This is a genomic window from Halomonas sp. A29, from assembly GCF_046723295.1.
Classification (GTDB): domain Bacteria; phylum Pseudomonadota; class Gammaproteobacteria; order Pseudomonadales; family Halomonadaceae; genus Halomonas.
In genome coordinates this window covers 437,977-449,590 of the sequence record NZ_JAXQPR010000004.1, presented here as the reverse complement: position 1 = coordinate 449,590, position 11,614 = coordinate 437,977, and the positions used below count along the sequence as shown (strand labels likewise).

13 protein-coding genes are annotated in these 11,614 nt (G+C 62.5%); 11 read left to right on the top strand and 2 right to left on the bottom strand.

Translation table 11 applies throughout. The features are described 5' to 3' along the window. The 3 genes from SPH52_RS10360 to SPH52_RS10350 form a co-directional block, all read left to right on the top strand. Positions 1-255: pyruvate kinase alpha/beta domain-containing protein (locus tag SPH52_RS10360; RefSeq protein WP_411794941.1), on the top strand; the 255-nt coding region annotated here is incomplete at its 5' end. Positions 256-342: 87 nt separating this feature from the next. Then, positions 343-1,089 carry a GntR family transcriptional regulator gene (locus SPH52_RS10355; protein ID WP_411794940.1) on the top strand — a complete coding sequence of 249 codons (747 nt, stop codon included), beginning with the start codon at positions 343-345 and terminating at the stop codon, positions 1,087-1,089. Position 1,090: 1 nt separating this feature from the next. After that, the gene (locus tag SPH52_RS10350; protein WP_411794939.1) at positions 1,091-1,624 is read left to right on the top strand and encodes a DUF192 domain-containing protein; all 534 of its coding nucleotides are present in this window, start codon (positions 1,091-1,093) and stop codon (positions 1,622-1,624) included. On the opposite strand, the gene SPH52_RS10345 is transcribed toward SPH52_RS10350, so the two are convergent. After that, the gene (locus tag SPH52_RS10345) at positions 1,610-2,467 is read right to left on the bottom strand and encodes a DMT family transporter (RefSeq protein ID WP_411794938.1); all 858 of its coding nucleotides are present in this window, start codon (positions 2,465-2,467) and stop codon (positions 1,610-1,612) included. The two genes, SPH52_RS10350 and SPH52_RS10345, sit on opposite strands and share 15 nt — an antisense overlap. Positions 2,468-3,112: 645 nt before the next feature. Here SPH52_RS10345 and SPH52_RS10340 point away from each other — a divergent pair. The 8 genes from SPH52_RS10340 to SPH52_RS10305 all read left to right on the top strand — a co-directional run bounded on the left by SPH52_RS10340 (position 3,113) and on the right by SPH52_RS10305 (position 11,079). Beyond that, the gene (locus SPH52_RS10340) at positions 3,113-3,991 is read left to right on the top strand and encodes a sugar phosphate isomerase/epimerase family protein (protein WP_411794937.1); all 879 of its coding nucleotides are present in this window, start codon (positions 3,113-3,115) and stop codon (positions 3,989-3,991) included. Between the two features lie 39 nt (positions 3,992-4,030). Then, positions 4,031-4,930 (top strand): hydroxypyruvate isomerase family protein, encoded by a 900-nt coding sequence (locus tag SPH52_RS10335; protein WP_411794936.1) that lies wholly within the window; start codon positions 4,031-4,033, stop codon positions 4,928-4,930. 48 nt (positions 4,931-4,978) lie between these two features. After that, positions 4,979-6,667 carry a GMC oxidoreductase gene (locus SPH52_RS10330; protein ID WP_411794935.1) on the top strand — a complete coding sequence of 563 codons (1,689 nt, stop codon included), beginning with the start codon at positions 4,979-4,981 and terminating at the stop codon, positions 6,665-6,667. Beyond that, positions 6,664-7,218, top strand: coding sequence for a gluconate 2-dehydrogenase subunit 3 family protein (locus tag SPH52_RS10325; RefSeq protein WP_411794934.1), 555 nt, complete (start codon positions 6,664-6,666; stop codon positions 7,216-7,218). Before SPH52_RS10330 ends, SPH52_RS10325 begins: the two co-directional genes overlap by 4 nt. Before the next feature lie 47 nt (positions 7,219-7,265). After that, positions 7,266-8,060, top strand: a complete 795-nt coding sequence (locus SPH52_RS10320) for a DUF1080 domain-containing protein (protein ID WP_411794933.1) — start codon at positions 7,266-7,268, stop codon at positions 8,058-8,060. Positions 8,061-8,213: 153 nt separating this feature from the next. Next, positions 8,214-9,224, top strand: coding sequence for a DctP family TRAP transporter solute-binding subunit (locus SPH52_RS10315; RefSeq protein ID WP_411794932.1), 1,011 nt, complete (start codon positions 8,214-8,216; stop codon positions 9,222-9,224). A 66-nt stretch (positions 9,225-9,290) separates the two neighbouring features. After that, the gene (locus SPH52_RS10310) at positions 9,291-9,770 is read left to right on the top strand and encodes a TRAP transporter small permease (protein WP_411794931.1); all 480 of its coding nucleotides are present in this window, start codon (positions 9,291-9,293) and stop codon (positions 9,768-9,770) included. Further along, positions 9,760-11,079 (top strand): TRAP transporter large permease, encoded by a 1,320-nt coding sequence (locus tag SPH52_RS10305; protein WP_411794930.1) that lies wholly within the window; start codon positions 9,760-9,762, stop codon positions 11,077-11,079. Before SPH52_RS10310 ends, SPH52_RS10305 begins: the two co-directional genes overlap by 11 nt. On the opposite strand, the gene SPH52_RS10300 is transcribed toward SPH52_RS10305, so the two are convergent. Next, the gene (locus SPH52_RS10300; RefSeq protein WP_411794929.1) at positions 11,076-11,591 is read right to left on the bottom strand and encodes a macro domain-containing protein; all 516 of its coding nucleotides are present in this window, start codon (positions 11,589-11,591) and stop codon (positions 11,076-11,078) included. The two genes, SPH52_RS10305 and SPH52_RS10300, sit on opposite strands and share 4 nt — an antisense overlap. Positions 11,592-11,614 lie beyond the last annotated feature (23 nt).

Here is an 11,614-nt window from a genome sequence, read left to right as displayed (position 1 = left end):
ATCGTCGGGCTGGCCCACAGCCCCATCGCCCAGCGGCGCATGGCACTCTACCGCGGCGTGGTCTCGCTGCCGTTCGACACCAGCACGATGGCGGCCAGCGAACTCAACGACCGGGCGCTGGCGCTACTGGTGGAGAAGGGGATTGCCGAAGCGGGGGATCATGTCATCCTGACCCGGGGCGATCACATGAACGCCCACGGTGGGACCAATACCCTGAAGATACTCGATGTCTCCGAGAAGCACGGATTGGCCTGATTTTTGTATACAGGAAGTCGGTTTCGTGTGGCCAGGATGGGCGAAACATGCGAAGGTAAGCTCATGAACAAGGGATGAGGGTCACTCATGAGCACTACCTGGCAGGACGAAATTGCCGCCGAGACGCGTGCCGGAGGGCGGATCAGCGACCGCTTCATCGTCGACAAGGTGCGCAGCGCTGTACTGACGCAGCGCTTGCCGCCCGGTACTCGCCTGCCGGAAGTGGCGCTGGGCGATATCTTCGGCGTCAGCCGCTCGGTGGTGCGCAAGGCCCTGACCCGGCTGGCTGCCGATCATGTCGTCAGCCAGCAGCCCAACCAGGTGGCTCGGGTGCGCGCGCCGAGCATCGAGGAAACCCGCGAGACCTTTGCCGCCCGCCGTCTGGTAGAGGGCGAGGTGGCGGCGCTGCTGGCGGGCCGCCTCGACAGCGAGCGACTGGCGACCATCGAATCGCTGATCGAGCAGGAGGCCGATGCCCATGCCCGTGGTGATGAAGCCACGCGTATCGAGCGTTCGCTGGCCATTCATCATCTGCTGGCCGAGCATTCGCCCAACCGGGTACTCGGGGCCATGCTGACCGATCTGATCCTGCGCACCTCCATTGTCATCGCGCTGTACAAGCGTGCAGGGCTGGCCAGTTGCTACCTTGCCGAGGACCACCCGACGCTGTTCACCCACCTGCGTGAGGGCGATGGCGAGGCGGCGCGGCGTTGCATACACGACCACCTCCAGGCACTGGAGGGGCTGCTTGATCTGTCCATCCGCGAGACGCGTATCGACTTGATGGCGATCCTCGGGCAAGGTGAAGGTGCCAAAGTGAGCCTGAGCAAGTGATATGACGCTGCCCCTTCATGGTTCATTTGCCGTTCGGCTGGCGCAGGGCCTCATCCTGGCCATGCTGCTGGCCTGGCAGCAACCGCCGGCTGCAGCCGACGAGGCCTCGACGCTCCAGCGTGCTCCGCTGGAAATTCACGTAGGCGAGGAGCGCCACCGGCTGGAGGTGGAGCTGGCGCGCACCTCGGCCGAGCGGCAGAAGGGCTTGATGGATCGTGACCACCTTGCCCCGGAGGCCGGCATGCTGTTCCTCTACCAGGAGGCACAGCCGCCCCAGGGCGGTTTCTGGATGTACCGCACCCGCATTCCGCTAGATATCGCCTTCATCGATGTAGACGGCCGTATTGCCGCCCTGCATACCATGCAGCCGTGTGCTTCGCGCAACCCCTACGACTGTCCGGTCACCGTGGCCGGCGCTGTCTACCACGCCGCGCTGGAGGTCAACGCCGGCTACTTCGAGGCGCGTGGCATCGAGGAAGGCGCCTGCGTGAGCTGGCCTGGGAGCCAGGGGAGCTGCCCGTCAGCGGCCGAATAAGGCCCGGAAACGAATCACGATCAGCGCCACGCCGGCGATGACCATGGCGCCACCGAAGGCGATGTGGGCGTTCAGGCTTTCCCCCAGCAGTATGATGCCCAACACCACGGCGCCCGCCGGGACCAGCAGGCTCAGCGGGGCCAGCCGGCTCACCGGATGGCGGCGCAGCAAGCCGTACCATATGCCGTAGGCAACGATCGACGACATCACCGCGGTATAGAACACCGCTCCCCAACCGAACCAGCCGGCAGCCGCCATGGCGTCGAACTGGTCGCGCTCGAACCACCAGGAGCCGAGTGCCACCTGGGGCACGGCGAACAGCGCGGTCCAGCCTGCCAACCCCATGGGGGCGATATTGGGCCCCTTCTTGATCAACAACTGCGACACTGCCCAACCGAATGCGCTCAGCAGCAGCAGAGCCATGGGCAGCGGTGAGGGCAGGCTGGGGCCGCCAGCCAGAACCATCACCCCGCCGAATGACAGCACGAGTCCGACCAGCCGCTTGGCGCTCAGCCTCTCGCCCAGGAAGATCACCGCCAGCAGCGTGGCGAAAGGCGTGCCCATCTGCACCAGCAGTGCACCGGTGCCGGCCTCTGCATGCCCCAGGCCAATGAACAGCAGGGCGAAGTGCAGGGTACCGAAGGTGGCCGACAGCAGTACCAGAAAGGGCAGTTGGTGTCGCGCCACGGGATGGAAGGGCACCAGCAAGGCTGCCACCAGCAGGAAGCGCAGGGTGGTCAGCAGCAGCGGCGGCAGTTCCTGAACGCCCAGCTTGATGACGATGATGTTGAGAGCCCAGATCGCAACGATCGAAAGGCCCAGCAGCAGGTCGCGCAGCGGCACGGCAGGTCCTTGCAGTGGCCGTGCCCATGAACATGTCGCTTGATGTCATGGGGCTCGGCAGTTGAGTTAATGCTCCGCACGTCATGGCCTCCACGGGAGAGGCACATGGGTAGAAAGAAGTGCGGCTACGGTCGGCAATGATATCGACTTTCCCTTTCGAGAAAAAACGCTCTCACCGGCCTGCTGGATATGATCGTAGCGCTTGCAACGCAATCTTCCTGTTCCAGCCATCCGATTTGCGCAAAAAAAGGGCGCTGAGGGTGGCACGCTGGCTAATGGTTCGGAGCTTCATTGGAGCAGCCGATAGCCGCTCTATTCGAATGGGGTGGCTACCGTGGGCTATTATTATACCAAAGTATACTCCCTGGGCTTGTTACATTTTAAATATGTGAAAACAAAGAGTTGAGCGTACTGTGTTAATCGATTAAGACATTTTTTGAATTGCTGGAACGTCAGCTCGCTGTCATGACTTGCAGTCATCCTTGGCATGAACTAAAAAAATGTAACCGATTACATTTTGGCATGGGAGAAGGATAAAAAAACCATGGCGATAGAGAACGGATGGTAAATATCTACACCATCTGCAAGGGATCCTTGTGTATTCGGGTGAAAGAACAATTCATCATAACGAGACAAGAGACGCATATGGATATCCCCACTCGACTTTTCAAGTGGAAGTTTTCTGCCATGATGGTGGCAGGAATCATGACGGCTGCCGGCATGAATCACTCGGCTATTGCCCAAGAGGATGCCACGGAATTTCCGATTGCCGTGCAGATGTACACACTGCGCGACTTCGGTGATCTTGAGGAGCAGTTGGCTGCCGTCAGGCGTTCGGGTGTTCAAGCCATAGAGACCGTGGGCACCCAGGGCGTCAGCGCAGAGGAGCTCGATGCCCTGCTCGCTGAGCATGAGCTGAAGGTGATATCCAGCCATGTCCCGTTGGACGATTTGAGGAATCGCCTGGATGAGACGGTCGCCTTCAATCGTACGGTTGGCAACGACGTCCTGACCCTGCCTTATCTCGACGAACAGGCGCGACCCACCGACGCCGAGGGCTGGCAGGAACTAGGGCGTGAACTCGGCGACATCGCCTCCCAGTTGAGCGAGGAGGGTTTCCGGCTTGCCTACCATAACCACGACTTCGAAATGGAGATTCTCGAGGATAAAACCGCGCTCGAGCATATGCTCGATGCCGCCGGGCCTGAGCTGCTGGTGGAGCTTGATGTCGCCTGGGTCGCGCGTGGCGGCCTGGACCCTGCCGAATACGTAACGCGCGTGGAGGACAGATTGTTCGCCGTTCATGCCAAGGACAATGCTTCCCAGGGTACTGCCGAGGAGGAGCGGGGTTTCGCCACCCTGGGTCAGGGCGTGCTGGATTGGGATTCGTTACTTCCCGCCATCGATCGAGCCGGGGTGGAGTGGTACATCATCGAGCACGACATGCCGCTCGATGCCGAAGCCGTCATCACCGAAGGCCACGACTTTCTGCGTAGCGAACTCGCGACGCTCAGTGACGAGTGAACCGTAACGCTCTCCACGTAGACGATCATGAGGCACGTCATGACGACTGATCCCATCGACCGGCGCGATTTGCTGCGCCATACCGTGACCGGCATTGGCGGATTGGCCGCAGTGGCTGCCTTCGGTACGCGTGCGCTCGCCGAGCAAGGCCTGACGACACGTGAACTCAAGGGCAATATACGCCATGCCGTGGCGCGCTGGACCTTCGATTTCCTGTCTCTCGAAGAGCTCTGCCAGCTAGCGGGACGAGTGGGCATTTCGGCCATCGACCTGGTGGGGCCGGAGGAGTGGCCAGTACTGAAGCGGCATGGGCTCGACGCTTCCATGTGCAATGGTGCGGAACTGAGCCTGGAGGATGGCTGGGGGGACGCCCGCTTTCACTCGGCGCTGGTCGAGCGCTATCTCGCCCACATCGACCTTGTCAGCGAGGCGGGCTACACAAACCTGATCTGCTTCAGCGGCAACGCACGCGGCATGGGCCCGGAGGTGGGGTTGGACAATGCCGAGGTCGGCTTGAAGCATATTCTGGGCCGAGCCGAGGAGAAAGGTGTCGTGCTGCAGATGGAACTCTTCAACAGCAAGGTCGACCATCCCGACTACCTGTGTGACAACTCCGCCTGGGGAATCGAACTCTGTCGTCGTCTGGATTCGCCCAGCTTCAAGCTGCTCTACGACATCTATCACATGCAGATAAGCGAGGGTGACATCATTCGCACCATTCGCGAAAACCATCGTTATTTCGGTCATTACCACACGGCCGGAGTACCCGATCGGCACGAAATAGATGCCAGTCAGGAGCTCAACTATCCGGCTATTTGTCGTGCAATACGGGACACCGGGTATCAAGGGTATGTCGCGCAAGAGTTCATCCCCGACCGAGAAAATGCCCAAGAGAAGTTCGAGTCACTGCAGGCAGCGGTACAACTCTGCGACGTATGAATCGACGTAAGTAATATCAAGTTATTTCTACAATAAAGGTAGCGCGCCATGGCAAATAATCACTACGACGCCATCGTGGTTGGTTCAGGTATCAGCGGCGGCTGGGCCGCCAAGGAATTGACCGAAAAAGGGCTCAAGGTCCTGCTGCTGGAGCGCGGGCGGAACATCGAGCACGTCAAGGATTACCAGAATGCGCACAAGGAGATCTGGGACTATCCGCACCGCAACCACGCCACTCAGCAAATGAAGGAGAGATTTCCGGTACTGCAGCGCGACTATCCGTTGAACGAGTCGACCCTGGGCCTCTGGGCCGACGAGCAGGCCAGTCCCTATGTGGAAAGAAAGCGCTTCGACTGGTTTCGCGGCTACCACGTGGGAGGCCGCTCGCTGATGTGGGGGCGGCAGAGTTACCGGCTCAGTCCCATGGACTTCGAGGCCAATCAGCGCGAGGGGATAGCGGTCGATTGGCCCATTCGCTATGAGGACCTGGCGCCCTGGTACGACTATGTCGAACGCTTCGCTGGCATCGCCGGAACGCGTGAGGGGCTCGATATCCTCCCTGATGGCGAGTTCCTGCCGCCCATCGAACTCAACTGTGTGGAGAAGGATGTCGCCAAGCGCATCGAAGAGGCCTTCGATGGTCGCCGCCGCCTGATCCACAGTCGGGTGGCCAACATCACCCAGCCGAAGCCCGAGCAGAATCGGGTCGACTGTCAGTATCGCAACAAGTGCTGGCTGGGCTGCCCCTACGGTGCCTATTTCAGCACCCAGTCGGCCACGCTGCCGGCGGCGATGAAGACGGGCAACTTGACGCTGCGACCCTTCTCGATCGTCAGTCAGGTGCTGTACGACAAGGACCGCCAGCGCGCCCGCGGCGTCGAAGTGATCGACGCGGAGAATCACCAGACCTATGAATACACCGCCGATGTGGTGTTCCTGAACGCCTCGGCATTCAACTCCACCTGGATCCTGATGAACTCCGCCACCGACGTCTGGGAGGGTGGCCTGGGCAGCAGCAGCGGCGAACTGGGCCACAACGTGATGGACCATCACTTTCGCTGCGGTGCCAGCGGCGACGTGGAGGGTTATCTCGACAGGTACTACTTCGGGCGGCGCCCCGCCGGCTTCTATATTCCCCGCTTTCGCAACGTCGATGACGAACGGCGCGACTACGTGCGTGGCTTCGGTTACCAGGGCGCGGCGAGTCGCCTGAGCTGGGATCGTGAGATCGCCGAACTCAACATCGGCGTCGAACTCAAGCAAGCGCTCAGCCAACCGGGGGGGTGGACCATCGGCATGACCGGCTTCGGCGAGATGCTGCCCTATCACGAGAACCGTATTTCCCTTGATCACAGTGTGCGCGACAAGTGGGGCTTGCCGGTGCTGGCGGTCGACGTGGAACTCAAGCAGAACGAGCGCGACATGCGCGTGGACATGGTCCAGGACGCCGTCGATCTGCTCGAAGCCGCCGGGGTACGCAACGTCAAGGGCGAGGAACGCGACTACGCGCCGGGCATGGGCATTCATGAGATGGGTACCGCCCGCATGGGGCGCGATCCGTCGACCTCGGTGCTCAATGGCTTCAACCAAGTGTGGGACGCCCCCAACGTCTTCGTCACCGATGGTGCCTGCATGACGTCTTCCTCCTGCGTCAATCCGTCCCTGACCTACATGGCCCTGACCGCCCGGGCGGTGAACCATGCGGTGGAAGAGCTCAAGCGGGGGAACCTCTCATGAACCGTCGTGAACTGTTGAAGATGATCACCGTAGCCACCGGCACGGCGCTGGTGGGTGGCAACTCGCTGCTCGCGTTCAGCGCCCTCGGTGAGCCCGACCGAGGATTCAGTGACGCGGATATCGAGCGCCTGAATGAACTGGCCGAGACCATTTTGCCGCGTACCGATACGCCCGGCGCCAAGGACGCCGAGGTAGGCGCCTTCATGACCGTCTTCGTCAGCGCCTGCTACACACCGCAGGAGCGGAGCCTGTTCCGCCATGGCCTGGCCCAGATCGAGGCGCGCAGCCGCGCGGCGCACGGGCGTGGCTTCCTGGAGCTGGACGACGAGCAGCGGCGCGCCCTGGTGGTCGAGCTGGATCGCGAGGCCAAGGCGCAGGTCGAGGCGAGCGGCGAGCCGCACTACTTCACGCTGATGAAGCAACTGACACTGTTCGGATTCTTCACATCAGAAGTGGGAGCGACGCAAGTGCTGCGCTACGAGGCCACTCCGGGCCGCTATGACGGCTGTACGCCCTACGAGGAAGGAGAGCCCGCCTGGGCGACCACTTGACCCGGCTACTGCCCAATCCGATTGAGACATTCTGGAGAGAAGACACGATGCAACGACCGACATTCCTGTTTTTGCCGACTCCCCTGACGCTGGTTACCGGCACCAGCCTGATGGCGCTCGCTGTCGTGGCCGCCAGCGCCGACGCCACGTCGAACGAGGCGCTCGAGCCTTGGCAGCAGGCTGAAAAGACCGAGGTGTGGGAGCCCGTGCCACCCGTCGTCGAAGCTCCGGTAGGTGGAGTGCCGTCGGATGCCATCGTGCTGTTCGATGGCAGCGATCTGAGCGCCTGGGAAGCCGAGGAGGGTGGCTCCGCGCCCTGGCAGCACGAAGGCGAGGCCATGACGGTGGAGCGTGGCGCCGGGGGCATTCGCACCCGGCAGGAGTTCTGCGACGTGCAGTTGCATCTGGAGTGGCGCACGCCCGTCGATATCGAGGGCATGGACGGCCAGGACCGTGGCAACAGTGGTGTGTTCCTGCAGGAGCGCTACGAGATCCAGGTGCTCGACTCTTATGACAATGCCACCTATCCCAACGGCCAGGCAGCATCGGTCTACAAGCAGCACATTCCGTTGGTGAACGCCTCGCGCCCGCCCGGCGAGTGGCAAAGCTACGACATCTTCTATACCGCGCCACGCTTCGACCAAGCAGGAGAGCTCGAGTCTGCCGCCTACGTCACGGTGTTGCACAACGGAGTGCTGGTCCAGCATCACGTGGAGATCCAGGGCACCACCGAGTGGATCGGCGAGCCTGACTACGATGAGGCCCACGGCTGTGCCCCCATTTACCTTCAGGATCACGATGCGGCAGTCAGCTTCCGTAATATCTGGGTCAGGGAGTTATAGCCCCACCTCACGCGAAGGCCTCGCTCGACGTGTCCACCTTCCCTTCAACGCTTATCGCTTTACAATGCGAGGGGGCATCCTCGATTCTCCCTAATATCAAGAATTAGCCGACTCCCCAGCGCGGAAGGACGGCCAACGACTCAAGGACACGTCATGAATTCAGCAAGCCGTATCTCCCGTCTCGCAGCGGCCCTGGCCGGGGCCGCCGTGCTGGCCGCATCGCTCTCGGCACAGGCCCGCGAACTTTCCGTTTCCACCGTGCTTTCCGATGCCTTCCCCTGGGGCCAGGCGGCGGAAAAGTGGGCGGAGCTGGTCGAAGAGCGCACGGGAGGGGAGCTCACCCTGCGCGTCTATCCCAACTCGCAGTTGGTGGCTGGCGACCAGACTCGCGAGTTTTCCGCGATGCGTTCCGGCCTGATCGACATGGCCGTGGGCTCGACCATCAACTGGTCGCCCCAGGTGCCCGAGCTGAATCTCTTCTCGCTGCCCTTCTTCATGCCCGATGAGTCCGCCGTCGATGCCGTGACCGGCGGCACTGCCGGCGAGATGATCTTCGAAGCCATCGAATCCCGCGGTGTGGTTCCGCTGGCCTGGGGTGAGAACGGCTTTCGCCAGCTCTCCAATTCGCGCGGCCCCATCTCCGAGCCCGGCGACCTCAGCGGCTTGAAGATCCGCGTGGTGGGCTCGCCGTTGTTCCAGGACACCTTCACCGCCCTGGGTGCCGATCCCACTCAGATGAGCTGGACCGATGCCCAGCCGGCACTGACCACCGGCGCCGTGGACGGTCAGGAAAACCCGCTTTCGGTATTCGATGTGGCGCGCATCGACCAGGTAGGGCAGGAGTACCTGACGCTGTGGAACTACATGAACGACCCGCTGATCTTCGCCGTCAACCAGCGCGTGTGGGAGTCGCTCTCCGAGGAGCAGCGCGAGATCCTGCGTGAAGCCGCCATCGAGGCCGGCGAATGGGAGATCGCCATGACCCGCGAGCAGGAAAGCGAGCGCCTGGCCGACATCCAGGAGCGCGGCGTGCAGGTCACGGAGCTCACCGAAGAGCAGCATCGTGCCTTCGTCAATGCGACCCAGAGCGTGCATGACAAGTGGACTCCGCGCATCGGCCCTGAACTGGTCGAAGCCGCGCGCCAGGCCATCGAGGAGCGCTAAGCCTCATCATTTCCACGCCTAGCCCGGTTCCGCAAGTGGAGCCGGGCGTTTCATTGTGAGGCTGTCATGAAGTTCTCCCCCGATGCCAAGCCGGAGCGCTGGCTGGGTTCGCTGGCGCTGGCCGTCATTTCGCTGATCAGCCTGGGCAACGTCGTCACCCGCTACGTGACCGGCGGCTCATTGGCCTTCACCGAAGAGTTCTCGGTGTTCCTCCTGGTGGTGCTGACCTTCGCCGGCGCCTCGGTGGCGCTGCGGCGCAACGGCCACATCCGCATTGGCATGCTCGAGCGTGCCTTGCCGACCGGGCCGCGTCTTGCGCTGATCCTGTTTCAGGGCTTGTGCGGCGCCATCGTGCTGGGGTTGATTACCTGGTTCGGTGCCAAGTTGACCTGGGAAGAGTACCAGTGGCAGTCGCTGTCGCCGGGGCTTGGCCTGCCACAGTGGTGGTATCTCGCCTGGCTGCCGCTGCTCTCTGCGGCCATGCTGGTGCGCCTGGTGCAGCAGACCATCGACCGGTTGCGCGGGAGGCTCGACGATGAGCCCTGACCTGTGGATGATCCTGGCCTTTGCCGGCCTGTTGATCGCCGGTGTACCAGTGGCCTTCTCGCTGGCATTGGCCGGGGCGGTGGGTATCGTTTCCGGCCTCTCGCCGGACATGCTGGCCACGCTTGGCACCAACACCTACAACAGCATCGCCAAGTATCCACTGATCGCGATACCGCTGTTCATCATGACCGGCCTGATCTTCGAGCGCGCCGGGGTGGCGCTGCGCCTGGTGCGTTTCGCTCAGGCCCTGATCGGGCCGCGTCATGGCGGGCTGGCGCTAGTAGCGGTGCTGGTATGCATGATCATGGGCGGCATGAGTGGCTCCGGCCCGGCGGATGCCGCTGCGGTGGCCATGGTGATGCTGCCGAGCATGACCAAGGCAGGCTACCCTAAGCCCTTCTCGGCCACACTGATCGCCGCATCCGCCTCCACGGCAATCCTGATCCCTCCTTCCGTGGCGTTGATTCTCTACTCCATAGTGGTGCCCGGGGTCGACCTGCGGGCTTTGTTCGCTGCCGGTCTCTTCCCCGGCATCCTGGCCGGCCTGGCGCTGCTGGTGCCGGCGCTGCTGGTTTCGAAGCGCTATGGTTGGGAAGGGCGGGGCTGGGAGAGCGGCACGCCGGTGGAAGGAGCGGAGCGTCTCAAGGTGGGGGAGACCTTCAAGCAGGCCCTGCCGGCGCTGTTCGCCCCGGTGTTGATCCTGGGCGGGCTACGCTCGGGGCTGTTCACGCCCACCGAGGCGGCAGTAGTGGCGGTGGCCTACGGCGCCCTGGTGGGGCTGTTCCTGACCCGCGAGCTCAAGCTGCGTGACCTCTGGAATCTGCTCGGCGAGGCGGCGGTGATCTCCGGCGTGGTGATGCTGATCATCGCCCTGGCCGGGATTTTCGCCTGGGCCGGTACCATGCTCGGCACCTTCCGCCACCTGGCGGAGTGGATCATCGGCTTGTCCGACAACGGCGTGCTTTTGCTGATCCTGATCATGCTGGCGGTACTGCTCGCCGGCATGCTGCTCGACGCCATCTCGATCTATCTGATCATGATGCCGATCCTGATACCGGTGATGCAGCACTTCGGCTGGAACCCGGTGTGGTTCGGCATCCTGCTGGCAATGAACATTGCCATCGGCCAGTTCACCCCACCGGTGGCGGTCAACCTGATGGTGACTACCAATATTGCCAGAATTCGGCTGGAGCAGACCGTCGGCTGGGCGCTGCTGTTCGTGCTGGCCATGGGCAGTGCACTGGCCATGGTCGCAATCTTCCCCGAAATCGCGCTGTGGTTGCCGCGCACGCTTGGCTACAACGTCTAGCCCTGAGCCTCCAGTGTGCGCTTGAAGACCTCTGTGATGTCGGCGTCGAACAGCACGAAGCGCACCCGTTCGATGCCGGGGCATCGGGGAAGCGCCTGGCGTACCGTGACAACGGCGATGCGGGCGGCTTCCTCCAGCGGATAGCCGAAAGCACCTGCGGAGAGGGCAGGAAAGGCAAGGCTGGAAATCCCGTGCCGTTCGGCCAGTTCGAGGGCATTGCGGTAACAATCGGCCAGCAGTTCCGCTTCCGGCTTGTCGCGCCTGTAGACTGGCCCCAGGCAGTGGATGACATGGCGGTTGGGCAAGTCGAAGGCTTCGGTGATCACCGCTTGGCCGGGCTCGATCGGCGCCAGAGGGCGGCAAGCCCGGTCCAGTTCCGGTCCAGCCGCCCGGTGCAGAGCACCGGCTACGCCGCCGCCGGGGCGTAATTCGGCATTGGCTGCGTTGACCACGGCATCGATGTCAGGCTGGTTGGCGATATCGCCATGATGGCACTCCAGTTGGGCTGGCATGTGATATCTCCTCGAAGCGTGTC

Coding starts and splice junctions, on each gene's coding strand:
- SPH52_RS10310 (WP_411794931.1), top strand. CDS start 9,291: ATGAAGTTCTCCCCCGATGCCAAGCCGGAGCGCTGGCTGGGTTCGCTG.
- SPH52_RS10300 (WP_411794929.1), bottom strand. CDS start 11,591: ATGCCAGCCCAACTGGAGTGCCATCATGGCGATATCGCCAACCAGCCT.
- SPH52_RS10355 (WP_411794940.1), top strand. CDS start 343: ATGAGCACTACCTGGCAGGACGAAATTGCCGCCGAGACGCGTGCCGGA.
- SPH52_RS10325 (WP_411794934.1), top strand. CDS start 6,664: ATGAACCGTCGTGAACTGTTGAAGATGATCACCGTAGCCACCGGCACG.
- SPH52_RS10340 (WP_411794937.1), top strand. CDS start 3,113: ATGGATATCCCCACTCGACTTTTCAAGTGGAAGTTTTCTGCCATGATG.
- SPH52_RS10330 (WP_411794935.1), top strand. CDS start 4,979: ATGGCAAATAATCACTACGACGCCATCGTGGTTGGTTCAGGTATCAGC.
- SPH52_RS10350 (WP_411794939.1), top strand. CDS start 1,091: ATGACGCTGCCCCTTCATGGTTCATTTGCCGTTCGGCTGGCGCAGGGC.
- SPH52_RS10315 (WP_411794932.1), top strand. CDS start 8,214: ATGAATTCAGCAAGCCGTATCTCCCGTCTCGCAGCGGCCCTGGCCGGG.
- SPH52_RS10335 (WP_411794936.1), top strand. CDS start 4,031: ATGACGACTGATCCCATCGACCGGCGCGATTTGCTGCGCCATACCGTG.
- SPH52_RS10305 (WP_411794930.1), top strand. CDS start 9,760: ATGAGCCCTGACCTGTGGATGATCCTGGCCTTTGCCGGCCTGTTGATC.
- SPH52_RS10320 (WP_411794933.1), top strand. CDS start 7,266: ATGCAACGACCGACATTCCTGTTTTTGCCGACTCCCCTGACGCTGGTT.